The 25,846-nt window shown below is 66.5% G+C and carries 25 protein-coding genes, 2 tRNA genes and 1 pseudogene; 13 read left to right on the top strand and 15 right to left on the bottom strand.

The genetic code is table 11. From position 1 onward, the window contains the following. Positions 1-72 precede the first annotated feature (72 nt). The 5 genes from ABE464_RS13575 (at position 73) to ABE464_RS13555 (ending at position 7,356) form a co-directional block, all read left to right on the top strand. Positions 73-2,175: a TonB-dependent receptor gene (locus ABE464_RS13575; protein ID WP_346472390.1), complete on the top strand. Its 2,103-nt coding sequence runs from the start codon at positions 73-75 to the stop codon at positions 2,173-2,175. A 141-nt stretch (positions 2,176-2,316) separates the two neighbouring features. Beyond that, positions 2,317-4,494, top strand: a complete 2,178-nt coding sequence (yccS, locus tag ABE464_RS13570) for a YccS family putative transporter (RefSeq protein ID WP_346472389.1) — start codon at positions 2,317-2,319, stop codon at positions 4,492-4,494. An 82-nt stretch (positions 4,495-4,576) separates the two neighbouring features. Further along, entirely contained in the window at positions 4,577-6,466 is a 1,890-nt protein-coding gene (locus tag ABE464_RS13565) for an MFS transporter (protein WP_346472388.1), read from the top strand. 111 nt (positions 6,467-6,577) lie between these two features. Further along, positions 6,578-6,937 (top strand): CD225/dispanin family protein, encoded by a 360-nt coding sequence (locus tag ABE464_RS13560; RefSeq protein WP_123729974.1) that lies wholly within the window; start codon positions 6,578-6,580, stop codon positions 6,935-6,937. Beyond that, the gene (locus ABE464_RS13555; RefSeq protein WP_346472387.1) at positions 6,937-7,356 is read left to right on the top strand and encodes a DUF2752 domain-containing protein; all 420 of its coding nucleotides are present in this window, start codon (positions 6,937-6,939) and stop codon (positions 7,354-7,356) included. Before ABE464_RS13560 ends, ABE464_RS13555 begins: the two co-directional genes overlap by 1 nt. A 9-nt stretch (positions 7,357-7,365) precedes the next feature. Here the strand turns inward: ABE464_RS13555 and ampE are convergent, their stop codons facing one another. The 5 genes and pseudogenes from ampE to ABE464_RS13530 form a co-directional block, all read right to left on the bottom strand. After that, complete coding sequence (gene ampE / locus ABE464_RS13550) at positions 7,366-8,259, bottom strand: regulatory signaling modulator protein AmpE (protein WP_346472386.1); 894 nt, start codon at positions 8,257-8,259, stop codon at positions 7,366-7,368. Between the two features lie 120 nt (positions 8,260-8,379). Continuing rightward, positions 8,380-9,285: an NAD(+) diphosphatase gene (gene nudC / locus ABE464_RS13545; RefSeq protein WP_346472385.1), complete on the bottom strand. Its 906-nt coding sequence runs from the start codon at positions 9,283-9,285 to the stop codon at positions 8,380-8,382. A gap of 70 nt (positions 9,286-9,355) precedes the next feature. Then, positions 9,356-9,745: an iron-sulfur cluster insertion protein ErpA gene (gene erpA / locus ABE464_RS13540; RefSeq protein WP_346472384.1), complete on the bottom strand. Its 390-nt coding sequence runs from the start codon at positions 9,743-9,745 to the stop codon at positions 9,356-9,358. 133 nt (positions 9,746-9,878) lie between these two features. Further along, positions 9,879-10,244: pseudogene (locus ABE464_RS13535) on the bottom strand (polymer-forming cytoskeletal protein); the annotation flags it as partial. 4 nt (positions 10,245-10,248) lie between these two features. Further along, positions 10,249-10,998: a DUF6776 family protein gene (locus ABE464_RS13530; RefSeq protein WP_346472383.1), complete on the bottom strand. Its 750-nt coding sequence runs from the start codon at positions 10,996-10,998 to the stop codon at positions 10,249-10,251. 181 nt (positions 10,999-11,179) lie between these two features. Between ABE464_RS13530 and ABE464_RS13525 the strand changes: the two genes are divergently transcribed. The 3 genes from ABE464_RS13525 to ABE464_RS13515 are packed head-to-tail and all read left to right on the top strand — an operon-like array spanning position 11,180 to position 16,050. Further along, a complete protein-coding gene (locus tag ABE464_RS13525) occupies positions 11,180-11,806 on the top strand; it encodes a DUF4126 domain-containing protein (protein WP_346472382.1) in 627 nt (208 codons plus the stop codon). 57 nt (positions 11,807-11,863) lie between these two features. Next, a complete protein-coding gene (locus ABE464_RS13520; protein ID WP_346472381.1) occupies positions 11,864-13,723 on the top strand; it encodes an EAL domain-containing protein in 1,860 nt (619 codons plus the stop codon). A 2-nt stretch (positions 13,724-13,725) separates the two neighbouring features. Then, the gene (locus tag ABE464_RS13515; protein ID WP_346472380.1) at positions 13,726-16,050 is read left to right on the top strand and encodes an ATP-binding protein; all 2,325 of its coding nucleotides are present in this window, start codon (positions 13,726-13,728) and stop codon (positions 16,048-16,050) included. 1 nt (position 16,051) lies between these two features. On the opposite strand, the gene bfr is transcribed toward ABE464_RS13515, so the two are convergent. The 3 genes from bfr to ABE464_RS13500 all read right to left on the bottom strand — a co-directional run bounded on the left by bfr (position 16,052) and on the right by ABE464_RS13500 (position 17,585). Then, positions 16,052-16,522, bottom strand: coding sequence for a bacterioferritin (bfr, locus tag ABE464_RS13510; protein WP_019185321.1), 471 nt, complete (start codon positions 16,520-16,522; stop codon positions 16,052-16,054). 106 nt (positions 16,523-16,628) lie between these two features. Beyond that, the gene (locus ABE464_RS13505) at positions 16,629-16,835 is read right to left on the bottom strand and encodes a (2Fe-2S)-binding protein (RefSeq protein WP_088433582.1); all 207 of its coding nucleotides are present in this window, start codon (positions 16,833-16,835) and stop codon (positions 16,629-16,631) included. Between the two features lie 117 nt (positions 16,836-16,952). Next, positions 16,953-17,585, bottom strand: coding sequence for an RNA pyrophosphohydrolase (locus tag ABE464_RS13500; RefSeq protein WP_179459853.1), 633 nt, complete (start codon positions 17,583-17,585; stop codon positions 16,953-16,955). A 120-nt stretch (positions 17,586-17,705) separates the two neighbouring features. Between ABE464_RS13500 and ABE464_RS13495 the strand changes: the two genes are divergently transcribed. Together ABE464_RS13495 and ABE464_RS13490 are read left to right on the top strand one after the other, a co-directional pair. Continuing rightward, positions 17,706-17,782 (top strand) — tRNA-Met (locus ABE464_RS13495). 49 nt (positions 17,783-17,831) lie between these two features. Then, a tRNA-Gln gene (locus tag ABE464_RS13490) sits at positions 17,832-17,906 on the top strand. A 450-nt stretch (positions 17,907-18,356) separates the two neighbouring features. On the opposite strand, the gene rpsI is transcribed toward ABE464_RS13490, so the two are convergent. Both rpsI and rplM read right to left on the bottom strand, forming a co-directional pair. Further along, on the bottom strand, positions 18,357-18,749 hold the full coding sequence (gene rpsI / locus ABE464_RS13485; protein ID WP_017354549.1) for a 30S ribosomal protein S9: 393 nt from the start codon (positions 18,747-18,749) through the stop codon (positions 18,357-18,359). Between the two features lie 2 nt (positions 18,750-18,751). Beyond that, entirely contained in the window at positions 18,752-19,180 is a 429-nt protein-coding gene (rplM, locus tag ABE464_RS13480; RefSeq protein ID WP_017354548.1) for a 50S ribosomal protein L13, read from the bottom strand. Positions 19,181-19,362: 182 nt separating this feature from the next. Here rplM and coq7 point away from each other — a divergent pair, with 182 nt between their 5' ends. Beyond that, positions 19,363-20,007 carry a 2-polyprenyl-3-methyl-6-methoxy-1,4-benzoquinone monooxygenase gene (gene coq7 / locus ABE464_RS13475; protein ID WP_346472379.1) on the top strand — a complete coding sequence of 215 codons (645 nt, stop codon included), beginning with the start codon at positions 19,363-19,365 and terminating at the stop codon, positions 20,005-20,007. A 152-nt stretch (positions 20,008-20,159) separates the two neighbouring features. Here coq7 and sugE read toward each other — a convergent pair whose 3' ends face one another. Then, complete coding sequence (gene sugE, locus ABE464_RS13470; protein ID WP_123729965.1) at positions 20,160-20,477, bottom strand: quaternary ammonium compound efflux SMR transporter SugE; 318 nt, start codon at positions 20,475-20,477, stop codon at positions 20,160-20,162. 169 nt (positions 20,478-20,646) lie between these two features. Beyond that, positions 20,647-21,441 (bottom strand): adenosylmethionine decarboxylase, encoded by a 795-nt coding sequence (gene speD / locus ABE464_RS13465; protein WP_019185315.1) that lies wholly within the window; start codon positions 21,439-21,441, stop codon positions 20,647-20,649. 170 nt (positions 21,442-21,611) lie between these two features. On the opposite strand from speD, the gene crp reads away from it, so the two are divergent. Together crp and ABE464_RS13455 are read left to right on the top strand one after the other, a co-directional pair. Then, positions 21,612-22,277, top strand: a complete 666-nt coding sequence (gene crp / locus ABE464_RS13460) for a cAMP-activated global transcriptional regulator CRP (RefSeq protein ID WP_088433580.1) — start codon at positions 21,612-21,614, stop codon at positions 22,275-22,277. 124 nt (positions 22,278-22,401) lie between these two features. Then, positions 22,402-23,163 carry a sulfite exporter TauE/SafE family protein gene (locus ABE464_RS13455; RefSeq protein WP_346472378.1) on the top strand — a complete coding sequence of 254 codons (762 nt, stop codon included), beginning with the start codon at positions 22,402-22,404 and terminating at the stop codon, positions 23,161-23,163. A 49-nt stretch (positions 23,164-23,212) separates the two neighbouring features. Here ABE464_RS13455 and ABE464_RS13450 read toward each other — a convergent pair whose 3' ends face one another. The 3 genes from ABE464_RS13450 to trpD all read right to left on the bottom strand — a co-directional run bounded on the left by ABE464_RS13450 (position 23,213) and on the right by trpD (position 25,821). Further along, positions 23,213-23,929 (bottom strand): haloacid dehalogenase-like hydrolase, encoded by a 717-nt coding sequence (locus ABE464_RS13450; protein WP_346472377.1) that lies wholly within the window; start codon positions 23,927-23,929, stop codon positions 23,213-23,215. Further along, positions 23,926-24,720 carry an indole-3-glycerol phosphate synthase TrpC gene (gene trpC / locus ABE464_RS13445; protein WP_346472376.1) on the bottom strand — a complete coding sequence of 265 codons (795 nt, stop codon included), beginning with the start codon at positions 24,718-24,720 and terminating at the stop codon, positions 23,926-23,928. Before trpC ends, ABE464_RS13450 begins: the two co-directional genes overlap by 4 nt. Positions 24,721-24,783: 63 nt before the next feature. Continuing rightward, positions 24,784-25,821 (bottom strand): anthranilate phosphoribosyltransferase, encoded by a 1,038-nt coding sequence (gene trpD, locus ABE464_RS13440; RefSeq protein WP_346472375.1) that lies wholly within the window; start codon positions 25,819-25,821, stop codon positions 24,784-24,786. Positions 25,822-25,846 lie beyond the last annotated feature (25 nt).

The following is a 25,846-nucleotide window of genomic DNA, read 5'->3' as shown; positions in this document are numbered from 1 at the left end:
AGCCACCCCCTCTTTTTCCGCCTTCTTCTGATCGCGGACGGTGTGCTGCTGTCCGCGGAGGACCCCCACAACATGCGCCAGTCTGTGTCTTTGCTCCCGGCCGTGGTGCCGGGCCGCCGTGCCCTGCGCCCGGCCCTGCTCGCCCTTTCCCTTGCCGCGGCCTGCGCTGCGCATGCCCAGTCCACGCCCGACGGCGCCGCCCGGGCGCGCTCGGCCACCGATCTGGATGCGATCAAGGTCACCGCCGAACGCACCCATACCGACACCGGTGCGCTGGGTGACCGCGCCGTGCGCGATACCCCGTTCGCGATCTCGGTGGTGGGCCGCGAGGATATGGATAAGCGCCAGGTGGTCTCGCTGGGCGAGGCCTTCCTGACCGATCCCTCGGTGGTCACCCAGGTCAGCGCCTACGCCAGCGGCTGGAGCTCGCCGATCCGCAACCGCGGTATCGACCTCAGCTATGACAGCTACCGCGTCAACGGCCTGCAGGTGTCCTCATGGGGCACCGAGTGGCCGCTGGAAGTGATGGAGCAGGTGGAACTGCTCAAAGGCCCCGGCGGCTTCATGTACGGCTTTGGCCAGCCCGGCGGCATCGTCAACTACGTGACCAAGAAGCCGACTGATGTGACCACGCTGTCGGCACAGCTCGGCTGGCGCGAGGCGGGCATCGTCAGCGGCCAGGTCGATGTGGGCGGACGCTTCGGCAACGAGGACATGTTCGGCTACCGCTTCAATGCCTATCAGGAGAAGGGCGAGACCTTCAACGGTGGCGAGGTAGACCGCAAGGTCGGCGCACTGTCGCTGGATGCGCGTCTGAGCGACCGCCTCACCTGGACCTTCGACGGCGTGTTCCAGTCACGCGATCTCAGCAACGAATCCCCGCAGTACTACTTCATCGGCCTGACCGCGCTGCCGCGTCCGCTCGCGGGCGACATCGACAACAGCATCGACGGCAGCTACTACGACACCCGCTCCAGCCTGCTCTCCACCGCGTTGAACTGGCAGATCAACAGCGACTGGAAGGCCAGCCTGAGCTATGGCGTGACCACCTCCTGGAACGACGTCAACAAGATCTTCGCCTACATCGATGACGTCAACGGCGACTACAACGTCAACACCTACGAGCTCGGCGGCAAGAGTGAGTGGAAGCTGGCCCAGGCCATCGTGCAGGGGCGGTTCCAGACCGGCCCGTTGTCGCACCAGGTCGTTGCAGGCGTCTCCCACCAGACCGGCCTGGGCTGGGACCGCCCATACGAATGGAACACCATCGGCCGCGGCAACCTCTATCAGCGCCCGACGCTGCGCCATGACGCGGTCGGCTCGCGCGTGCTCAGCCGCGGCAGCGAGACCGTGCAGCAGGCCGTGTTCGTGAGCGACACGGTCAGCTTCGCCGATGGCTGGTCGCTGCTGGCAGGCGCGCGCTACAACGACTTCGAAAACAAGGGCGCGTACCACACCTATCCGGTCACGCCGACCTACGCGCTGATGTACAAGCCGGCCGATGCGGTGACGGTGTACGCCAGCTATGTCGAGTCGCTGGAAGCCGGCAGCCGCGTCGGCAGCGATTACATCAACGCCGGCGACGTGCTCGACCCGACCATCAGCAAGCAGGTCGAGATCGGCGCCAAGATCGAGTACCCGCGCTGGAGCGCCAATGCTGCCGCTTTCCGATTGGAGCGTGGCGCCAACATCGACCTGATTACTCCCGCCGGCAAGCGGCTGGTGCAGGACGGCATCACCCTGTACGAAGGTGTGGAAGTCAGTGGCGATGTGCGCCTGACCGATGCCTTCACCCTCGGTGGCGGCGTGACCTGGCTGGACCCGACCTACGACAAGCTCTCCCCCGACAGCGTCGCCCAGGAAGGCAACCGCACCGCCGGCGCCGCCCGCTGGCAGGGCGTGCTGCACGCCGACTACAGCATCGCGCAGATCGAGGGCCTGAGTGTGTACGCACTGGCCCGCTACTACGGTGACGTCTACTACGACGCCGACAACACACTCAAGCTGCCCGACTACACCCTGGTCAACGCGGGCGTCGGCTACCGCATGCAGGCCGCCGGCCATCCCGTCACCTGGCGCGCCGGCGTGGAGAACATCGCCTACAGGAAGTATTGGTCCAACGCAGGCGTCGGCATGCCGCGCACCTTCGCGGTCAGCGTGCGGTTCGATATGTAAATTGCACCGGTCCCGCTTTTCGATGCGCACCGACCCACTGTCGGAGGGTCGGCGTGGGCACGCCGACCCAGCCCCGCAGACAGAGGTGTCCCCTTCACCCCGCTCCGGCAATAATGGCGGCCTGCCTTCCGCCGAGTCGCCATGCCTTCGTTCGAAACCCGCGTCAGCCGCCTGTGGGCGCATGAAAAGGCCAGCTATGGCCTGCGGGTGTTCATCGCGCTGTCCGCAGCGATGGGGCTGTGCTGGCATCTGGACCAGCTGCCCGCCCTGCCCGGCGTGTTCCTGGGCATCATCGCCAGCGCGATCGCCGAGACCGACGACAACTGGTGGGGCCGGATCAAATCGGTGGCGCTGTCACTGCTGTGCTTCGTGGCCGCCGCAGCCGCCGTGGTGGTGCTGTTCCCGCATCCGTGGTGGTTCATCACCGCGCTGGCCGCCGCGACGTTCGGGCTGACCCTGCTCGGCGCGCTCGGCGAGCGCTATGCCTCCATCGCGCAGGCCACGGTGACGCTGGCCATCTACACCATGATCGGGCTGGAACAGCACGGCGCGACCGACCTGCCCCAGGCGATCAACGCGGTCAGCCACCTGCTGGCCGGTGCGGTCTGGTATGCGTTGCTCTCGATCCTGTGGACCGCCCTGTTCGCCAACCGCCCGGTGCGCGAGCGGGTGGCCCGCCTGTATCTGGAGCTGGGCCGTTACCTGCAGCTCAAGGCCGATCTGTTCGAGCCGGTGCGCGATGCCGACGTGCAGAAGCGCCAGCTGGCGCTGGCCGAACAGAACCGGCGCGTGGTCGAGGCCCTCAACATCGCCAAGACCGCGATCCTGGCGCGCTTCGGCCGCTCCGGCCGGCCCGGCGTGCAGTCCGGCCTGTACCTGCGGCTGTATTACATGGCGCAGGACTTCCACGAGCGCGCCAGCTCCTCGCATTACCCCTACGGCGCATTGACCGAGGCGTTCTTCCACAGCGACGTGCTGTACCGCTGCCAGCGCCTGCTTGCGCTGCAGGGGGAGGCCTGCGCCAACCTCGGCCAGGCGATCCGCCTGCGCCAGCCGTTCCAGTACGGCGAGCGCACCAAACAGGCCACCGCCGATCTCACCGATTCGCTGAGCTGGCTGCGCGCCCAGCACAACCCGCAATGGCAGCGTCTGCTGGCCTCGCTGGAACTGCTCGGCCACAACCTGCAGAGCATCGAGCGGCGCCTGTCCGAGGCCGAGAAGTCCGAGTCCACGCTGGACAACGTCGATACCCGCCTGCGCGATACCAACCCGCATACCCTGCGCGAGATGGGCGTGCGCATCCGCCAGCAGCTCACCCCCGGCTCGGTGCTGTTCCGGCACGGCCTGCGCATGGCGCTGGCGCTGATCGTCGGGTTCGCCGCGATCCGGCTGTTCAACGCCCAGAACGGCTCGTGGGTGCTGCTGACCATCGTGTTCGTGTGCCGCCCGCACTTCGGTGCGACCCGCCAGCGCCTTGCGCAGCGGATCGCCGGCACGCTGATCGGCCTGGTGCTGACCTGGGCGCTGATGCAGCTGTTCCAGGACCTGCGCATCGAACTGCTGATCGCGCTGCTGTCGGCACTGCTGTTCTTCTTCACCCGCAGCGATCGCTACCTGGTGGCCTCGGCGGCGATCACGGTGATGGCGCTGACCTGCTTCAACCTGATCGGCGATGGCTTCCTGCTGATCTGGCCGCGGCTGGTGGATACATTGCTGGGCTGCGCGATCGCCGCGGCTGCCGCCTTCCTGATCCTGCCCGACTGGCAGGGCCGGCGCCTGAACCTGGTGATGGCGCGCGTGCTCGACAACTGTGCCAAGTACCTGCACGCGGTGCTGGGCCAATACGGTAGCGGCATGCAGGACGATCTGGCCTACCGCATCGCACGCCGCGACATGCACAACGCCGATGCGGCGCTGTCCACCGCGTTGTCGAACATGCTGCGCGAGCCCGGTCACGTGCGCCGCAATCTGGATGCCGGCTTCCGCTTCCTGGCGCTGTCCAACACTCTGCTCGGCCATCTCTCCGCACTGGGCGCCCACCGCACCCAGCTGGACAGCTACGGCCAGGATCCGCTGGCGCTGTCTGGCGGCGAACGGGTGCAGCAGGCGATGCAGCAGATCGCCAGTGCGCTGCAGCAGCGGGAGCCGGTGGCCGAGGACGCCAACGAGGGCGATCGTGCCTTGGCCGAGCAGCTGGAGCAGATCACCGACGACATGCCGCCCAAGCTGCAGCTGATCCGTACCCAGATGGGCCTGATGCTGCGCCTGCTGCCCAAGCTGCGCGGTGCCGCCAATGAGGCCGCCCGCACGCTGCGCTGAATCCGGCCGGGCCGTTCCGCGGCGCTGCCATGCTGCGCCAACAGGGAGAGTGCTAGGCTGCGCCGGTTCGCAAGGAGTCTCCATGTCCGGCCATAGTCAGTTCGCTCTGCTCAGGCAACGCCGTTTCCTGCCGTTTTTCATCGTCCAGTCGCTGGGCGCGTTCAACGACAACGTCTACCGCCAGGCCATCATCGCGCTGCTGTTCTTCCTCGGCACGCCGATCGAAGAGCGCTCGCTGTATACCAACCTGGCCCCGGCGATCTTCATCCTGCCGTACTTCCTGTTCTCTGCACTGGCCGGCCAGATCGCGGAGAAGCTGGAGAAATCCCGGCTGATCGTGATCACCACCACCATGGAAATCGCGATCATGTCGCTGGCCGCGCTCGGCTTCCTGACCGAGAGCATGCCGGTACTGCTGGTCGCACTGTTCTGCACCGGCATGCAGTCCACGCTGTTCGGGCCCGTGAAGTACTCGGTACTGCCCTCCATCCTCAAACCCGAAGAGCTGACCGGTGGCAACGGCCTGGTCGAGATGGGCACCTCGCTGTCGATCCTGACCGGCATGATCGCCGGCGGCCTGATCTTCGCCCTGTCCGGGAGCCATGGTCCGATCGTGGCCGCGACCGCGGTGATCGTGCTCGCCGTGGCCGGCAACCTGACCGCACGGATGATTCCCAAGGTCGATGCGGGCGCGCCGGACCTGAAGATCAACTGGAACCCGCTGCCCGAGTCGCTCGCGGTGCTGCGCATGGCCAAGAAGCAGAAAGCCGTGCGCAACGCGATCCTGGGTGTGTCCTGGTTCTGGTTCGTCGGCACCATGCTCACCTCGCAGCTGCCCACGTATGCCGAGGTCAACCTGGGCGGCGGCTCCCTGCTCTACATCTTCGCGCTGGCCCTGTTCTCACTCGGCACCGGCACCGGCTCGCTGCTGTGCGAGAAGCTGTCCGGGCGCACCGTGGAAATCGGCCTGGTGCCGCTGGGTGCGTTCGGCATGACCGCCTTCATGCTCGACCTGTACTTCGCCCGCGTCGGCGAGGCTGCCGTGGCCGGGCTGTCGATCTGGCAGTTCGTGCAGGCCCCGGGCAGCGCGCGCATCATCATCGATCTGATCGGCATCGGCCTGTTCACCGGCTTCTTCGTGGTGCCGTTGTTCGCGCTGATCCAGAGCCGCACGGCCAAATCGGAAATGTCGCGCGTGTTCGCCGCGCTCAACATCCAGAACTCCGGCTTCATCGTGCTCGCTGCGGGTCTTGGCCTGCTCACCCAGCGCGTGCTGGACTGGACCATCCCGCAGCTGTTCCTGGCGCTGGCGATCGCCAATGCCGTGGTGTCGATCTACATCTTCACCATCGTGCCCGAATTCCTGATGCGCTTCCTCAGCTGGGTGATGGTGCGCACGCTGTACCGGCTGCGCCCGCATGGGATCGAGGCCAACGTACCGGACGAAGGTGCTGCGCTGATCGTGTGCAACCACGTCAGCTACATGGACGCGCTGATCCTGTCGGCGACGATCCCGCGCCCGGTGCGCTTCGTCATGTACTACAAGATCTTCAATATCCCGGTGATGCGCTGGATCTTCCGCACCGCCAAGGCGATTCCCATCGCCGGCGCCCGCGAGGATCCTGCGTTGATGCAGGCCGCCTTCGACGAGGTGGACAAGGCACTGGCCGAGGGCGAACTGGTGTGCATCTTCCCCGAGGGCGCGTTGACCCGCGACGGGCAGATGGGCGCGTTCAAATCGGGCGTGGAGAAGATTCTCGAACATCGCCCGGTGCCGGTGATACCGATGGCGTTGCGTGGGATGTGGTCGAGCATGTGGAGCCGGCGCGACACGCGCCTGGGCCGCATGCGTGTGCCACGCCGCTTCCGTGCGCATGTGGAGGTGGTCGCCTCTGCGCCGATCGCGGGGGATGCTGCCACCGCCCCGATGCTGGAAACCCAGGTGCGACAGCTGCGGGGCGATCAGGCCTGAGCCCCGCCCTGCCTGCATGTAACCGTATACATAGAGGCAGGGACATCGGTTAGATTACCGCCCGGGACACCTCGTGCGTCCACACCCACCCAAGCAAATGGAGTTTCGCTGATGAATGCCACCGCCCCACTGCCGCCCGCCCCGGGCAGCATTCCGAACCACCTGATCTGGTCGATCGTCGTCACCATCCTGGCGTTCTTCGTGTGCTGCCTGTCGTGCCTGAGCTTCCCGGGCATCGTCACCGGCGTGGTCGCGATCGTGTTCGCCAGCAAGGTCAACGGCCTGCTCAACCAGGGCGACCTGGAAGGCGCACGTCGTGCTTCCAAGAACGCCAAGATCTGGGCATGGGTCACCACCGGCTTCCTGATCGCCGGCGTCGTGCTGTTCGTGATCTCGCTGGCCTTCATGGGCGTGGACGGTTACATGGAGCAGATGCAGCAGTTCCAGCAGCAGATCGAAAGCAACAGCTGATGATCGCGCTGCACGGCAAGCGCTGGTTGCTGGCGTTGTTGCCACCGGCCGCACTGGCGGCCGGTGCGGGGTTCTGGGTGCTGCGGCACTACGACCCCAACAGCGCCGGCAGTCCGTTCCCGCCGTGCAGCTTTCTGGCGGTCACCGGGTATTACTGCATCGGCTGCGGGCTGACGCGTGCACTGCACGCGCTGGCCCACGGCGATGTGGTCACGGCGTTTTCGATGAACCCCCTGGCCATGCTGACGCTGGCCATCGCTCCGCTGGTACTCGGTTGGGCGCTGGGCTGGCGCCCACGCGTGCTGCAGCCGCTGATCACGCTGCTGATGAAGCCCGCCTTCTGGCTGATCCTGCTGCCCGCGTACTGGATCGCACGCAACCTGCCGTGGGTGCCGTTTTCCTGGTTGGCACCGGGCTGATCCCAACCGCTAGGTGACCCAGCCGGCGATCACCAGCAGCGCCAGCACCGCCATCCACAGCAGCAGCATGCGCCACACCAGGCTCATCGCATCGCGCAGCTCCGGCAGACGACGCCACACCGGCACCATCCCCGCATCACTGTAATCGTGCGCGTCCTCACGCAGCTCGGCGCTCACGCTTGCCCGCGCGACCGCACCGAGGAAATGTGTGGAGGCCGACCACTGATTGCCGTGCGCCTCGCGCCAGGCCTTGAAGGCCGTATCGAAATTGCCGACCAGCGCCATCGACAGCGACATCAGCTGCGCCACCGGCCACTCCAGCCAGGACAGCACCACGCGTGCACCGGCAACCGCTTCCACGCTGGCCAGCGAGCGCATCGGGCCCACCGCCAGCAAGGCCAGCAGGCGATACAGCAGCGCGCCGACCGGGCCCAGCAGCAGGAACCAGAACAGCACCGCGAACCAGCGCCGCAGCGCGTTGAGCACGGTGGCTTCGACCAGCGAAGGGACGTCTTCGTGCAGGCTGCCACCGGCCGATTGCAGCTGTGCGATGCCCAGGTGCCGCGCGTGGGCGTCATCGGCGTCGATCACCGCCTCGACATCGCGGTCCAGATCGCGCGGGCCCCAGCACATCACCAGCACCAGAACGCCCAACAGCAGTGACGGCAGGCCGTAGACGCGGTCATCGAACAGCCACTGGACCAGACCCAGCGCCACCACGAACGGCAGCACGGCCAGCCAGGCGCCCTTGCGGCCGCGCCAGAACCCATCTTCGGCAGCATGCCGGTCCAGCCACTGCAGCCAGCGCCGGTACAGGCCGAACCGCCGCAGCGCGACGGCCACGCCAGGCGCGACATGGCCCAAGGCCAAGGCAACCAGCACGGCGACCAGGGTGGTGAACATGTAAGCCTCCGGCTCGGGACGTGGAACGCGCCGCTACTATGCCTTGCGGCCCGGCAATTCCCCGGGCCGTTGGTAATGTACCGCGCCGCGTGTTCAGCCTGCGGCAACGGCAGGCGACCGTCAGGCGACCTGCTGGCGGTACCAGTGTTCGATCAGGCTGCGCGAGATCGAGATGGGCGGGGACAGACGGATGCCTTCGCCGTCATCCTCCACGTCGCGGGCCAGGGCCGCTCCTACTTCCTCGGCGGTGAACCAGCGTGCATCTTCCAGCTCGCCGTTCACGGTGGGCACGTCGTCTTCGGCCGTCGCCGCGAAGCCCAGCATCAGCGCGCCGGGGAACGGCCACGGCTGGGTGCCCAGGTAGCGGCACTCGCGCACGCGCACCCGGCTCTCTTCGAACACCTCGCGGACCACGGTCTGCTCCAGCGATTCGCCCGGCTCCACGAAACCGGCCAGCACCGAGTAACGGCGCGGGGCCCAGTTGGCCTGGCGACCGAGCAGCAGCCGACCCTGGTTTTCCACCGCCACGATCACCGCCGGGTCCACGCGCGGGTAGTGCTCGGTGGCGCACTGGCAACACCGGCCGACGAAGCCGCCCCGGCTGAAAGTCACCGCGCCACCGCAGACCCCGCAGAAGCGGGTGCGCGACTGCCAGTAGGACATGCCACGGGCGTAGCAGAAGGCGGTGGAATCGGCGATGGACCAGGTCGCGGCCGACTGGCGCAGATCCACGCGCTGCGGCGCGGTCACCGTCACAGCGGCGGCCTCCATCGAGAACCACGCCTGCTCGCCGCGCAGACCGAGGAAGATCGCGGTGCCGGGCCCGCCGCCGAGATCGGCGCCGGTCAGGGGCAGTGGCTGACCGTCATCGCCGGCCAGGGCCGTGCCATCGGGATCGAGGACCAATACGCGCGCGTCCGGCCACAACCGCAACAACGCGTCGGCGTCATCGCGCAGGGTATCGGCGCGCTCCAACGGCTCGCTGACAAAGGCGAAACCGGAAAGCTGCGAAGAAAATCTGGACATCGCAAGAGCCTGCCCACATTCGGCGGGACTGGCAAGCGGCAACCGACCGTTGTGGCCGGTTGCACGCGCATCACATGCTGAAACTGCTGCCGCAGCCGCAGGTGGTCTTGGCGTTCGGATTGCGGATCACGAACTGCGCGCCGGTCAGGCTTTCGGTGTAATCCACCTCGGCACCCATCAGGTACTGCAGGCTCAGCGGATCGACCAGCAGCGTGACGCCGGCGGTATCCACCGCCAGATCGTCCTCGGCGCGGTTCTCATCGAACTCGAACCCGTACTGGAAGCCGGAACAGCCACCGCCTTCGATGTAGACGCGCAGGGCGAGGGCAGAGTTGCCCTCATCCTGGATCAGCTCCTTGACCTTGGCCGCAGCGGCCTCGGTGAAGTTCAGCGGACGGTCCAGGGACTGGTAATTCGGCGCGGCGGCGGGAGCGCCGGGCAGGGAAACAAGCGTGCTCATGCCCCCAGCATGGGGGTGCATGAGCACGGTTTCAAGCTCAGGCCATCGCCTCGGCCAGCTTCTTGCGGGCCGCGGTGTCCTTGCCCTTGCCCTCGTCCGCATCCCCGGACGGCGGCGGCAGGGCCATCTGCGCCGAGGTATGGATCAGGCGGCCGGTCAGCTGGGCGCCGGCGTGCATTTCCACCACCTGGTAGTGGATGTTGCCCGTCACCCGGGCGCTGGGGGTCAGTTCGACCCGCTCGGTGGCGTGTACATCCCCGTCCAGGCGGCCGCTGATGACCACGACCTGGGCGCGGATCTCGCCCTCGATGGCGCCGTGCTCGGCCACCGTCAAGGTGGCGTTGCTGGCGCCGTCCTGGGCGATCACCTTGCCCAGGATGGTGCCTTCCACGTACAGGCCACCACTGAATTCCACGTCCCCGCGGATCACCACCTGCGCGCCGATCAGCGCGTCCACGACCAGATGTCCGTCGCGGTTGGACTTGTTGCTGCCAAACATGGGCTTACTCCCCTTCTTTTGCCGATGCCGCCGGTGCGCCGGCCTGCTTCCAATCGAATACCTGGGTGGCGCCCCCCGCGCCGGATCCCAGCGTGACCCGCACACGTTGCGGGGTGAAGCCTTTGGGCAGCATCACACTGCCGGTGAGCTGCTGGAAGTACCGGAAGGAATAGTCCTGGCCCGGCACCTTGGTGCGCTGGTGCAGCTCGTCCCAGCTGACCGAGGTCAGCTTGCCGTCCTTGACGCCTTCCACCGTGAAGCGCATCTGCCCTTGGCTGATCGCCCCGCGGTTCAGGTTCTGGGTCAGCACCACGGCGTACTGCCAAGTGCCGCCCGTTTCCGGCGCGAACTCCACCGAATGGGTGTTCAGCCCCTTGCGCTGGCTGGTGGCACCGACCAGGCGCTCGTAGAAGGCCACGTCGGCGCGCAGGCCGGCGATCTCTTCATCGCGCTCGCCCAGCGAGGCCTGGACCTCGGTGTTGGCGGCGCGGCTGATGCGATCGGACGCCTGCAGGGTCGCCTGGCGCTGCTGCAGCTCGATGAGCTGCTGCTGGAGGCGATCATTGCGGGTCTCGGCGGCCTTGAGCTGGGTGCCGACGTCGCCGCCGGGCGAGCCCATCCAGGCACCGAGCAGCGCGGCGAGGACCAGCGACACCACCCAGGCCCCGCCCAGCACCAGCAGGCGCTTGCGGTCCTGCACGGGCGGCGCGCCCGGCCGGCGGATCTGGATGCGGGAAGGTGTGGGTTTGTTCATGGCAGTCCTGGGCGACCGCGCCTGGCGGCGATGTCGCAACGGCCCCTGTCTGGAACGACTTGCTAGTGTAAGTCAGGGAAAAGGCCTTGTCCGCGCAGGGCCCGGATCGGGGCAGTGGCGTTCATGGACGTCATCCCCGATAGTGTGCGCCTGTGCACATTCTGCAGCCGGAGCGCGTGCCATGACCGAAGCCCACCTGTTCGTGATCGGCATCCTGCTGGCCTGGCTGGCCGGCATCCGCGTGTACCTGACCGTGTTCGGCGTCGGCCTGGCCGGGCTGCTGGGCTGGGTCGATCTGCCGCCGGCCCTGCAGGCCACGGAGTCCTGGTGGGTGCTGGGCACCTCGGCCGCGCTGGCCATCGCCGAATTCTTCGCCGACAAGATCCCCGGGGTCGATTCGGCCTGGGATCTGGTCCAGACCCTGGCCAGGGTGCCGGCCGGCGCTTTTCTCGCTGCCGCTACGCTTTCGCCCAGCGGCGAGCTCAGCAGTACCGCGCTGGTCGCCGGGGCCGGTGTCGCCCTTGCCAGCCACGGGCTCAAATCCGGTACCCGCGCCCTGCTCAACACCTCGCCCGAACCGGCCAGCAACTGGGTCGCCTCGGCGGCCGAAGACACCGTGGTCGTCGGCGGGCTGGCGCTGGCGCTGGCCCACCCGTGGCTGGCATTGATCCTGGTGGTGGCCTGCAGCCTGATCGGTGCGCTGATCGTGTGGATGATCTGGCGGACGTTGTGGAGAGGCATGCGCTGGCTGATGCGCCAGGCTGACAGTGGGCAGACCCAGGTCAAACCGGGAACCCTGCCACGGTAATGCGTGCCCTGCCCTCGGGCGTTCGTCGCATAATTGCGGCGCAGACTGGGAGTACTGATGGCCGTTCACGATAATGTTGTTGCACCCTCGCGCGCCGTGCGCGCTGAAACGCCGCCGGCCGACCACTGGCAGCGCTGGCAGCGCCCGGACGCGCCGGCACCCGTGCCCATCAGCAATGTCATCGCGCTCAATGCCGCACCGGCCAGCCCGCCGCCGCTGCTCCCGCCACTGCCCACCGACGCCAGCCAGATGGTCCCGCCCGGGATCGACTCGCCTTACCGCGTGCTGATCGTCGAGGACGACCGCTCGCAGGCCCTGTTCGCGCAGAGCGTGCTGCACGGTGCCGGGATGGAGGCACTGGTGCACAGCGATGCCGAGGGCGTGCAGCAGGCCATCGCCGAGCACCGCCCCGATCTGATCCTGATGGACCTGCATCTGCCCGGCCTGGATGGCATGCGCTTGACCGCGCTGATCCGCCAGCAACCCGGCCAGCAGTTGCTGCCGATCGTCTTCCTCAGTGGCGATCCGGATCCGGAGCGCCAGTTCGAGGTGCTCGACAGCGGCGCCGATGATTTCCTCAGCAAGCCGATCCGCCCGCGCCATCTGATCGCCGCCGTGTCCAACCGGATCCGCCGCGCCCGCGCCCAGGCCGCCTCGCAGGCAGGCAACGCCGGTGCCCCGGCAATGAACAACCCCGAGACCGGCCTGCCCACGCGTCATCACGTGTTGCAGCAGCTCGGCGCCTCACTCGCCCATCGTGATCGGGGCGGCCTGTTCTTCATCGAGATCGCCAGCGCGCTCGGCCTGCGCGAACGCTATGGCTATGCCGCGTTCGAGCGGCTGATGACCCAGGCGGGTCAGCGTTTGGCCGATGCGGCCCAGCCCCATCTGCTGGCACGATTGAACGACAACAGCTTCCTGGTGCTGGGCCGCGATGCCGACGAGGACAACCTCGATGCGATGGCCCACGCGCTGCGCGAGCAGTTGTCCACGCGTGCGTTCGTGATCCGCGATGACGAATCGGTGCACCTGCGCGGTGTGGTCGGGCATGCCCAGCTCTCGCCGGGCTTCCCCGATGCGGGCAGCGCGCTGGAGGCGGTCGAACGCACCACGCTGCAGGCGCGCCTGCTGACCGCGGGCGTGGCCGCCTACGTGCGCCGCGAGGATGTCGCCGCGCAGGAGCACCTCGCGTTGCTGGAAGGCCAGTTGGAACTCGCCTATCAACCGATCGTCGCGGTGGCTGGCGGCAACACCGCGCAGTACCAGGTGCTGCTGCGGCTGCGCCAGGCCGATGGCAGCGTGCTCGCCGCCGGCCAGGTGATCCCGGCGGCCGAAGCGGCCGGGCGCATCGCCGATCTGGACCAGCAGGTGCTCGACCACGCATTGGGCCTGCTGGATCTGTACCGCCACGCCGCGCAGCCGCTGCACCTGTTCGTGTCGCAGTCGCTGCGCACACTGGCCCGCGATGCCTTCGGCGACTGGCTGCTGGAGTCGCTGGCGAGCCGGCAGATCGACGGCAGCGCGCTGGTCATCGATGTGCGCCTGCCCGATGCACTCATCCACACCGTCACCCTGCAGCAGTTCTGCACGCGCATGCATGCGGCCGGTGTGCGCTTCTGCCTGAGCCAGTTCGAGCCGGGCGATGAAGCCAATGTGCTGATGTCGCAGCTCCCGCTGGCCTTTGTGCGCATGGCAGCGCGCTTCTCCAACAGCCATACCAACCAGCAGACGCGTGACGAACTGCGCGCGGCGATCGATCTGGCCCACCGCGCCGGGCTGCGCATCATCGGCCAGCAGATCGAAGACCCGCAGGCTGCTGCGGCGATGTGGATCGGCGGGGTCGATTTCATCCAGGGCAACATGGTCCAGTCGGCCGGCAGCGAACTGAACTTCGACTTCCAGAATTCGGTGCTCTGAACATGGGACGCCACGGACGGCCAACCCACTCCCCCACCCCGGCCTCGCTGTGGATCGCTGCCGCGGCGGCCGCGGTCTGCGCCACCGCTGGCGTGATGGCGCGGATCGGGGCCAACGGCCCGTGGATCGACATCGCCGCGGGTACCGGCGTGATGGCACTGCTGGCGGCGATCCAGGTGGTGCGCCGCTGGCGGCAAGCGCAGGACTCCATCCACACACTGCAGCAGCGCAGCGAAGCGCTGTTGCTCGAGCGCGATCAGCTTCAGCAGCGCCGGCAGCAGCAGAACCAGCTGGAACAGGAACTGCTCAGCGCCAAACAGGCCGCCGAAGCCGCCGCACTGGCCAAGGGCGAGTTTCTGGCCACGATGAGCCACGAGATCCGTACGCCGCTCAACGGCATCCTGCCGATGCTCGATCTGATCGCGCGCGGCCAGCTCGGCAGCGACCAGCGGCAGATGCTGCAGACCGCCGCCACCAGCTCGCAGCAGCTGCTGCGCATCGTCGATGACATCCTCGATTATTCGCGGCTCGAGGCCAAGGGCCTGAACCTGGAGATCACCACGTTCAACCTGCGCGAGCTGCTGGAAGGCCTGGTGCAGCTGATGCAGCGCGCCGCCGATCCCAAGGGCCTGCGGCTCTCGCTTGAACTGGACCAGGCGGTACGCCTGTCGGTGCGTGGCGACCCGGTGCGGCTGCGCCAGGTGCTGAGCAACCTGCTGGTCAACGCGATCAAGTTCACCGAGCGTGGCCAGATCCGGCTGCGCGTGCAGCGCCAGGGCGAAACCAACGCGCAGCACCAGCTGCGGTTCGAAATCGTCGACAGCGGTATCGGCATCGACGCGGCACTGCAGGCGCGCCTGTTCCAGTCCTTCAGCCAGGCCGATGCCTCGACCACACGCCTGTATGGCGGCACGGGCCTGGGTCTGGCGATCTGCAAGCGCATCATCGACCTGATGCACGGCCGCATCGGCGTGCACTCCACGCCCGGGCACGGGGCCACGTTCTGGTTCGAGATTCCGCTGCTCAAGGTGATCGGCGATCTGCCTGCCGCACTGACTGCGCGCCGCGCGCTGCTGGTCACCCGCGACCCGTTGCTGGTCCAGCGCATCGAGCGGGTGACCCAGCACCATGACCTGCGCCTGCACGCGGTGGAGACCAGCGCCGAGGCGATCGATGTCCTGCGCGCACCGCAGCGCCGCGGCGTCGACCCGGTCCTGGCCTGGGTGATCGCAGACACCGACGGCCTGCGTCTTGGCAGCCAGGCACTGCAGAACGCGGTGGCCGGCAATGATCGGCACCCGGAGGCACAGCTGCTGTGGCTGTATGGCGATGACGCACCCGCGCCCGAAGCGCTTGGCCCGGGGCCGGCGCTGTCGCGGCTGGCTGCCGAGAGCGAGCTGCACGCGCTGCTGCGCCCGATGGTGCCCAGTGCACGCCCAGCCGCCCTGCTTGCCGAGGTGGAATACGCCGGCTCGCCCACGGCACTGCCGCAGTTCCCGCTGCGTCTGCTGCTGGTGGAAGACAACAGCGTCAATCTGCTGGTCGCGCAGCGGCTGCTGCAGGTGCTCGGGTGCGAAGTGGTCACCGCCACCCAGGGTGAGCAGGCACTGGAGGCGCTGCATTCCCAGGCGTTCGATCTCGTGCTGATGGATTGCCAGATGCCGGTAGTGGATGGCTACGACGCCACCCGCCGCTGGCGCGCGCACGAAGCCACGCAGGGAGCCGCACGGCTGCCGATCATCGCGATGACCGCCAATGCGATGGCCGGCGACCGCGAGCGCTGCCTGCAGGCCGGCATGGACGATTACCTGTCCAAACCGATCAACCGCGAAACCTTGCAAGCCGTGCTGGCGCGCTGGGGCAACGTGGTGGCGGACGTGGTGGCGGACGAGACGGCCCAAGCGCCGTCGCACGCCACGACGCCGGTGACCCCGGGCCCGCCGTCATCCATGCGCGACGAGACACCCGCCGCGGTGCTCGACCAGGACGTGCTGGATGAATTGCTGGAGGTGATTGGCGAGGACACCGCGCGCATCATCGGCGTCTTCCTCGATGACACCCCGCCGTTGATCCGTCAGTTGCAGGATGCCTCGGTCGCGGCGGACCTGGACCAGCTGCGCGCGTTGGCACACAGCCTCAAATCGGCCAGTGCGAATGTAGGCGCGATGGCGCTGTCGTCAGCGGCCTGGCGGATCGAGCACGATGCCCGCGCCGGCACGCTGGAGCGCCCCGCCGTGGCGGTGGCGCTGTTGATCGCTGAATTCGCGCGTGCGCGGATCGCGCTGGCCGGCTATCACGCCCGCCTGCGCCTTCCGCTGCAGGGCTGAGTCAGTCTTCGATCTTGGTCAGCAGGTAATTCGGTTCGCCGATGCGCTCGATCAGATCCAGCTGGGTTTCCAGCCAGTCGATATGCTCTTCCTCGGACTCGAGGATCTTCACGAACAGCTGGCGGCTGACGTAGTCGCCGATCGAATCGGCATAGGCCACCGCTTCGCGCAGCGTGACCACGCCATCGCGTTCCAGGCTGAGGTCGCACTGCAGGATCTCGGCGGGGTTCTCGCCGATGCGCAGCTTGCCCAGCGCCTGGAAGTTCGGCAGGCCCTCGAGGAAGAGGATGCGGTCGGACAGGATGTCCGCATGCTTCATCTCTTCGATCGATTCCTTGTACTCGTGATCGGCGAGTTCCTTCAGACCCCAGTTCTTCAGCATCTTGGCGTGCAGGAAGTACTGGTTGATCGCGGTCAGCTCGTTGTAGAGGACCTTGTTGAGGAATTCGATGACTTTGGCGTCGCCCTTCATGAGCGTGCTCCTGCTGCGTGGAATCGAGCGCACTGTAGCGTGTCGCGCGCAGGCATGAAGGAACGCGAATCGTGCTCAGTTGCGGCCCGCGACCGGGCAGGCGATCTCAGGCGGCTTGCAGGCCCAATACCGGCAGCGGCAGATCGTGGGTGGCGCTGAACTTGGCCAGCAGGTCCGCCGCCATGTCCAGGCAGGAACCGCAGGTGGCGCCGCAGCCGGTGCGCATCGTCAACTCGGACACGCTCACGACACCGCTTTGCGCGGCTTCGCGGATCTGATGGTCGGTAACCCCGTTGCAGATGCAGACGTACACGTGCGGACTCGGCAGGCAGGCCCGGATCGGCCTGCTGCTATTCCAATCGAAACGAGAATGGTTGTCAATTTCGAACCTGAATCATTCTCGATACGGTTCAGAGCCGCCGCCGAGCGATCAGACGGCGCCCGGCTCGCCCTTGGCCTTGCTGCGCGGCCAGTAGCCACCGCCCCGCTTGGGCGTGGTGCGCTTGCGCGGCCGGTCGTGGCCGGCGGCGTTGCCTGGCATCCAGGCCTCCTGGGCGGACTTGGGCATCGATTCCACCCCGGTCCCGGCCACCCCCCGCGCCAAGGGCGCCAGATGGCGCAGGGCGCGCGCGTAGACGCCCCGCTTGAACATCACCACATGCTCCACCGGGTACCAGAAATCGACCCAGCGCCACTGGTCGAACTCGGGGCTGTCGGTATGGTCCAGGGTGACGTGGGATTCGTCCCCGGCCAGCCGGAGCAGGAACCACACCTGCTTCTGGCCGATACAGACCTGCCGTTCATTGCGGCGGATGGCCCGTGCCGGCAGCCGATAGCGAAGCCAACCCGGCGTCGCCCCGAGCACTTCAACGTGCTCAGGCAACAGCCCGGTCTCTTCCTGCAACTCGCGATACATGGCTTCGACAGGCGTCTCATCGGTGTTCATGCCGCCCTGCGGGAACTGCCAGCCATCCCGGCGCACACGTCGTGCCCAGAAAACCTGCCCATCCTGACGCATCAGCACAATACCGACGTTCGGTCGATAGCCGTCCGGATCGATCACGATGCGGACTCCTAGAAAAATCTACTGATCGGACTGTGCCATGCCCGCTGCCCACTCACAAGCGCGGTGAAAAAGTGTTGACAGATTCCGAATACATCTCCAGAATTGCCGGCTCCCTGAGGCTATGTAGCTCAGCCGGTTAGAGCACAGCACTCATAATGCTGGGGTCGGTGGTTCGAGTCCACCCATAGCCACCAAGTCCGCTTGGTTTTTCAGGGAAAAAGTGCAATAATTGCACGCACATATTGCCCCGTCGCCAAGCGGTAAGGCACCTGACTCTGACTCAGGCATTCGGTGGTTCGAATCCATCCGGGGCAGCCAAACAAACAGAAAAGGCCGATCGAAAGATCGGCCTTTTCTGTTTGTTTGGGCGCTTGTCCGGGCGCGAAGCGCCCGGACCCCACACCTTGCGCAGCAAGGTGTGGGCGCCAGCCCTCCCCTGCCACATCCCCGCGCCTGGCGGCGCGCCCCCTTGGACTCCAAGGGGGCTGCTTCACCAGAAAGAGGGTGGGCGGCCGACACCCTGCCCATGCCGGGCCGCGAAAGCAGCCGACCAGCGGTCGGCACCACCACCCGCGCCACACCCCACATGAAACAGCGGCGAGCGCACAGTGACGCCGCGGCGTCGCCAGTCCGCGCAGCACCCCTCCGACAGCCAGATGATCTGCGCGGCGGACACCCACTCCCGGAAACGACAAAAGCCCGGCCGAAGCCGGGCTTTTGCGTACCTCCCAGGGGGATCCCGAAGGATCCCACGCCAGGCGCGATGGATCAGCGCTTGGAGAACTGGGTGGCGCGACGTGCCTTGTGCAGGCCGACCTTCTTACGCTCGACTTCACGGGCGTCACGGGTCATGAAGCCAGCCTTGCGCAGCTCGGACTTCAGGGTTTCGTCGTACTCGACCAGTGCACGGGCGATGCCCAGACGGATCGCACCGGCCTGACCGGTGGTACCACCGCCAGCGGCGGTGACCATGATGTCGAAGCTTTCGGTGTTCTTGGTCAGTTCCAGCGGCTGACGCACGATCATGCGTGCAGTCTCACGGCCAAAGAACTCGTCCAGCGGACGGCCATTGACGGTGATGTTGCCGGCGCCCTTGCGCAGGAACACGCGGGCGGTGGAGGACTTGCGGCGGCCGGTGCCGTAGTTTTGCGTGATAGCCATGATTAGATATCCAGAACCTGAGGCTGCTGAGCGGCGTGCGGGTGCTCGGAACCCGAGTACACCTTGAGCTTGCGGTACATGGCGCGGCCCAGCGGGCCCTTCGGCAGCATGCCCTTGACGGCGGTCTCGATGACACGCTCCGGGTGGCGCTCAAGCGCCTGGGCCAGAGTTTCGGTCTTCAGGTTGCCGATGTAGCCAGTGAAACGGTGATACAGCTTGTCCTGCAGCTTGTTGCCGGTGACGGCAATCTTTTCTGCATTGATGACAACCAGGTAATCACCGGTATCAACGTGAGGGGTGTAAACCGGCTTGTGCTTGCCGCGCAGACGGCGGGCCAGCTCGGTGGACAGACGGCCCAGCGTCTTGCCGGATGCGTCGACGAGATACCAGTCGCGCTGGACGGTCTCGGACTTTGCAGTGAAAGTGCTCATGAAAGAACTCTAGTAGGTCGGGCTCATTACGGCGCAGTACGGCCGGAACTCTGCCACGCGTTGTGAAGAGGCGGGATTGTACTGGCCATCCCCGCCACATGCAAGTTGACCCTGATCCCGGCTTGGCACACCGGCCGCGGGGGGCGAGAATCGACAGTCCCCCGCCGCGACATCCCCCTGCCATGACCGCGCTCCGCCAGATCACCCCGCTCGACCACCTGCTGACCGAAGCCCAGCGGGCCCTGGATACGGTGTTCGGCAATCCGCCGGCCAGCCGCCCCTACCCTGCCGAGGCGACCCCGGACGTGCAGATGGCCGCTCCCGAGCGCCGCCACGCGGCCGGGCTGATGCGCATCAACCATGTCGGCGAAGTCTGCGCCCAGGGCCTGTACTTCGGCCAGGCCGCGGTCGCCCGCGAGGCGGAAACCCGCGCCCACCTGCTCGACGCCGCCCAGGAAGAGACCGACCACCTGGCCTGGTGTGCCCGGCGCCTGCGCGAACTGGACAGCCGCCCCAGCCTGTTCAACCCGATCTGGTATGCGGGCAGCTACACCATCGGCACCCTGGCCGGCCTGCGGGGCGACGGTTGGAATCTGGGCTTCGTGGTCGAGACCGAACGCCAGGTCGAAGCCCACCTCGATGAACATCTGGACACCCTGCCCCCGGCCGACCTGCGCAGCCGCGAGGTGATCAAGGTGATGAAGATCGACGAGGCCCGCCACGCCGACCACGCCGAGCATGCCGGCGCCCGGAAGCTGCCCGCACCGATCCCGTCGGTGATGGCGCTGGCCTCCAAGGTCATGAAGACCATCGCGTACCGCCTTTGAGCCTCCACCGCGCCGCGTGCATCTGGTGAAAAGCCCCCCCCCCCTGAGTCAGGGGGGGCGCCGCAAAGCGGCGGGGGTGTGGGTGTTCAGTGAGTCGGGGGCCCACGGTTCGCACAGCGAACCGTGGGAGCGCCAGCGCGAATGCGAGGGCGTTACCCCGAGACCAGCTTCAGGCCGATCACACCGGCCACGATCAACGCGATGCAGGCCAGCCGCGACGGCGAGGCACTGTCGCCGAACAGGAAGATGCCGAGCATCGCCACGCCAAGCGCGCCAATGCCGGTCCAGATCGCATACGCCGTGCCAACCGGGATGGATTTCATCGCCTGGCTCATCAGGTACAGGCTGACCAGCGCGGCGCCAACGGTGGCCAGGGTGGGAAGCGGCTTGCTGAAGCCTTCGGAGTACTTCATTCCGATGGCGAAGCCGATTTCGAACAGACCGGCGACGAGAAGATAGATCCAGGGCATGGGGGATTCCTTGGGTTAACAAAAGCAAAACGGCCCGGTGTTTTCACACCGGACCGTCGTCGGTAGCTGCCGTGGAACCGGGCTTTGCGCAAACACCGGTTCCACAGGGCGGGCCGTCCCGCCTGAACGAGGCCGCCCGGGGATCGCCCGGCGCGGCATCGCGAATCACTCACTCGGCCAGGTTGCGCCCGTGGAACAGCTCTTCGATCTCACGGCGCAGCAGCGCCTCGATCTTCATGCGTTCCTTGAACGACAGGTTCTTGGCCTTCTCTTCGAACAGGTACTGATCCAGATCGAAGTCCTTCAAGTGCATCTTCGTATGGAAGATGTTTTCCTGATAGACGTTCACGTCGAACATCTCGTAGCGCGACTTGATGTTCTTGGCCAGGAAGTTCTGGATCGAGTTGATCTTGTGATCGATGTAGTGCTTCTTGCCCTTCACATCACGGGTGAAGCCACGCACGCGGTAATCCATGATCACGATGTCCGATTCCAGACTCTCGATCAGGTAGTTCAGCGCCTTCAGCGGGGAAATCACGCCACAGGTGGCCACATCGATGTCCGCGCGGAACGTGGCGATGCCCTCCTGCGGGTGGGTTTCCGGGTACGTATGGACGGTGATGTGGCTCTTGTCCATGTGCGCGACCACGGCGTCGGAGATCAGCTCCTTGCCGGCCTGCTTCTTGTCGATCACCGGCTCTTCCGAGATCAGGATAGTCACCGAGGCACCCTGGGGATCGTAGTCCTGGCGGGCCACGTTCAGGATGTTCGCGCCGATGATCTCGGCAACGTCGGTCAGGATCTGAGTCAGCCTATCGGCGTTGTACTCTTCATCAATATATTCGATGTAACGCTGACGCTCCTCTTCGGTGCGGGCGTAACAGACGTCATAGATGTTGAAGCTCAACGCCTTGGTGAGGTTGTTGAAACCCTGCAACCTCAGGCGAGGCAACGGCTTGACCACGGCGGTCGATCCTGTGTGTGGTGGGAAAGAAGTAATTATGGGGCAAAGTGATCGAGGGCGAAACTTGCATTGAAACGAGTACCTGTGTTCGGTTTGCCCTTAACAATTCGGATCGTTAAGCTCCCGGCACATAGCCGTGAATTCTTCATGAGCAATCGGAGCGCCTCAACGTGTCAACTGTGCGCCTTGCTACAAGTCCGTTGGCCCTGGACATCGCCACCATCGATCGCTTCCTGGCTCACAGCCACCGCCGGCGCTATCCCGCGCGTACTGACGTCTTTCGTCCGGGGGATCCGGCCGGGACCCTGTACTACGTGATCAGTGGCTCAGTCTCAATAATGGCTGAGGAAGATGACGATCGTGAGCTGGTGCTGGGCTACTTCGGCTCTGGCGAGTTCGTGGGTGAAATGGGGCTGTTCGTGGAATCGGACCGCCGTGAGGTCATCCTGCGCACCCGGACGCCGTGTGAACTGGCCGAAATCAGCTACGAGCGCCTGCATCAGCTGTTCCTGGGCCCGCTCTCCGCCGATGCTCCGCGCCTGCTCTACTCCATCGGCCAACAGCTTTCCAAGCGCCTGCTCGATACCAGCAGGAAAGCCAGCCGCCTGGCCTTCCTGGATGTCACCGACCGCATCGTGCGGACCCTGCATGATCTGTCGCGCGAGCCGGAGGCGATGAGCCACCCGCAGGGCACCCAGCTGCGCGTCTCGCGCCAGGAACTGGCCCGCCTGGTCGGCTGCTCGCGTGAAATGGCCGGCCGCGTGCTGAAGAAGCTGCAGACCGACGGGCAACTGCATGCCCGTGGCAAGACCGTGGTTCTGTACGGCACCCGCTGATCCTGCCCTGGTAGTGCCGGCCGCTGGCCGGCAACCACGCAACTCCACACCGACGCCCGTCGACCTGGACGAGGTTGCCGGCCAGCGGCCGGCACTACCTGCCATTTGCCGCTAGGCTGTTCGCATGGAACTTGGCAGTGAATTCTATTGGTTCATCCTGATCGGCCTCGGCGCGCAGCTGGTGGATGGCGCGCTGGGCATGGCCTTCGGGTTGATCTCCTCCTCCGTGCTGCTCAGCATGGGCCTGCCGCCAGCAGCGGTCAGCGCCAGCATCCACACCGCGGAAGTCTTCACCACGGGGGCCTCCGGGGTCTCGCACCTGGTCGCCGGCAACGTGGACCGCCGGCTGTTCCTGCGCCTGGCGCTGCCCGGCGCGGTCGGCGGCGTGGTCGGCGCCTACGTGCTGACCCAGCTTCCCGGTGACGTGATCCGCCCCTTCATCTATATGTATCTGCTGGTACTGGCCATCTTCATCCTGCTGCGCGCGGCCGGACGGATGCTGCCGGCACAGGAAGTGAAGCGTGTCCCGCTGCTGGGGTTCGTGGCCGGGCTGCTGGATGCCAGCGGCGGCGGCGGCTGGGGGCCGGTGGCCACCTCCACCCTGCTCGCCCGCGGCGGCCAGGCCCGTACCACCATCGGCACGGTCAACGCGGCCGAGTTCGTGGTGACGCTTGCGGTCTCGATCACCTTCCTGCTGACCATGGGCGTGCAGTACCTGAACATCGTGGCCGGCCTGCTGATCGGCGGCATGATGGCTGCACCCGTCGCCGCGGTTCTGGTCAAAAAGGTCAAGGAGCGCTGGGTGCTGATCGCCGTCGGCGTGCTGGTGCTGGGCATCAGCCTGTTCCAGATCGGTCACGCCATCGTGCGGTGGCGCGCAGGCTGAGCCGGACGCGACACTTTTCCAGACCCTTCCTGGCTATTTCAACGTCGCATCAGACCTTGTCACCGGCCCGATCGACACAGCCCCAGTTGAGCACCGGGGTGCCCGGTGGCAGCACCTGGCGGAAATAGTCCACGCGTGACGCCTTCGGATTAACCACCACCGGGGCCGCCGCGGCCAGCAGCAGCGGCAGGTCGGCGCTGCTGTCGGAGTACGCAACGTCGATGTCGCCATAGCCGCGTTCGCGCAGCATCCGCATCTTTTCTTCGTTGTGGCAGTGCCGGGTGGCGATCACCGCGCCCAAGAACGGGCCGACCTCACTGCCGATCACCGGCACGCCCTGGTGGGCGACGAAGGCCAGGATGGCGCGGGCAAGCTCCGGCGGTGCGCCAGTGGCGACCACCACGCGGTCGCCGGCGGCACGATGCCGGGCAAACACGTCCAGCGCGACCGGTAGCAGGCGGCGGCGGATATCGGCCTCGTGCTTGAGCACATAGCGGTCGATCACCTTGTTGAACTCGCGCGCCCGGTGCAGACCGAACGTGGCGATCCAGACATAACCGGAAATGCCCCGGCGGCGGGTGGGCAGGAACGCCACCAGCGGGCCGAGCAGCGGCGTCGCGATGAGCGCGGCCAACAGCCGCAGCGGGTTGCGCTTGATCAGCCAGGCAAACAGATGGCTGCCGGAATCGCCGTCATACAGGGTGTGATCGAAATCGAAGACCACCAGCGGGGCGTCGTCGCGCGGCGTTGGGTAGATCGCTGTCATGCGCTGAAGAATAGCTGACGCAGGCCCTCGCCGGGCTCTTCCACACGCATGAAGGCCTCGCCGACCAGGAACGCGTTGACCCCGGCCTGGCGCATCACGGTGACGTCCGCCGGGCCGAGGATGCCGCTTTCGGTCACCAGCAGGCGGTCGCGCGGCACAGCCTGGCGCATGTCCAGCGTGGTCTGCAGCGACACCTCGAAGGTGCGCAGATTACGGTTGTTGATGCCGATCAGCGGCACCGGCACCTGGATGGCGCGCTCAAGCTCATCGATGTCATGCACTTCCACCAGTACGTCCATGCCCAGCTGCATGGCCAGGTCGGACAGTTCGGCCAGCTGACGGTCGTCGAGGGCGGCCACGATCAGCAGGATGCAGTCCGCGCCGAGCACGCGCGCTTCATACACCTGGTAGGCATCGATCACGAAGTCCTTGCGCAGCACCGGCAGCGTGCAGGCGTCACGCGCCTGCTGCAGGTAGGCGTCGCTGCCCTGGAAGAAATCCACGTCGGTCAGCACCGACAGACAGCTGGCACCGCCGAATTCGTAGCTCACCGCGATGTCGGCCGGATGGAAGTCCGGACGGATCACGCCCTTGGACGGGCTGGCCTTCTTGATTTCGGCGATCACGGCCGGGTTGCCCGCGGCAATCGAGGCGCGCAGCGCATCAGCGAAGCCGCGCACCGGCGGCGCCTGTTCCACGCGCGCGATCAGTGCTTCAAGCGGCACCTGGGCACGGCGTGCAGCGACTTCGTCGGCCTTGCGGGCCAGGATGGTATCGAGGATGTCGCTCATGTCATTGGGGTCCTGGAGGCCGGCCATTATCGACCAGCCCCGCTGAATTCTGAAAACGCGGGCTCAGACGGCCGCCCGGATACGTCGGGTGGCGGCAACGTACTGCTCCATCCGCGAGCGCGCACTCCCATCGGCCAGCGCCGCACGGGCACGGGCCAGGCCATCGGCGATGCTGTCGGCGACACCGGCCACATACAGCGCCGCACCGGCGTTGAGCGCCACGATGTCCAGCGCCGGGCCGGGCTGGTTTTCGAGCACCCCGCGCAGCATCGCGATGGATTCCTCCGGGCTGTCCACCTTGAGGTTGCGGCTGGCCGACATCGCGATGCCGAAATCTTCCGGATGGATCTCATACTCGCGCACCTTGCCGTCGCGCAGCTCGCCCACCAGCGTGCCGGCGCCGAGCGAGATCTCATCCATGTTGTCGCGGCCCCACACCACCAGCGCGCGTTCGGCGCCGAGTTCACGCAGCACGCGCGCCTGGATGCCGACCAGATCCGAATGGAACACGCCCATCAGCACGTTGGTCGCACCCACCGGATTGGTCAGCGGGCCGAGGATGTTGAAGATCGTGCGCACACCCATCTCGCGGCGTACCGGCGCGACGACCTTCATCGCCGGGTGGTGCATCGGCGCGAACATGAAGCCGATACCGGTCTCGGTGATGGCACGTGCGACCTCCTCCGGCTGCAGATCGATGATCGCGCCGAGTGCTTCAACCGCATCGGCGCTGCCGGACTTGGAGGAGACACTGCGGTTGCCATGCTTGGCCACCTTGGCCCCGGCCGCGGACACCACGAACATCGCGCAGGTGGAGATGTTGAAGGTATGCGAGCCATCGCCACCGGTGCCGACGATATCCACCAGATGCGTCTTGTCCTCCACCGGCACCGCCAGCGCGAGCTCGCGCATCACGGTGGCGGCACCGGCGATTTCGCCGATGGTTTCCTTCTTGACCCGCAGGCCGGTCAGGATCGCAGCGGTCATCACCGGCGACACTTCACCGCGCATGATCTGCCGCATCAGGTCGACCATTTCGTCGAAGAAGATTTCGCGGTGCTCGATGGTGCGCTGCAGGGCTTCCTGGGGGGAGAAGGTCATGCGGGGTCCTTTGTGATGCAGGTGC

This window comes from Stenotrophomonas sp. TWI587 (assembly GCF_039674145.1).
Taxonomy (GTDB): domain Bacteria; phylum Pseudomonadota; class Gammaproteobacteria; order Xanthomonadales; family Xanthomonadaceae; genus Stenotrophomonas; species Stenotrophomonas maltophilia_AY.
This window is presented reverse-complemented; position numbering and strand designations above follow the sequence as displayed.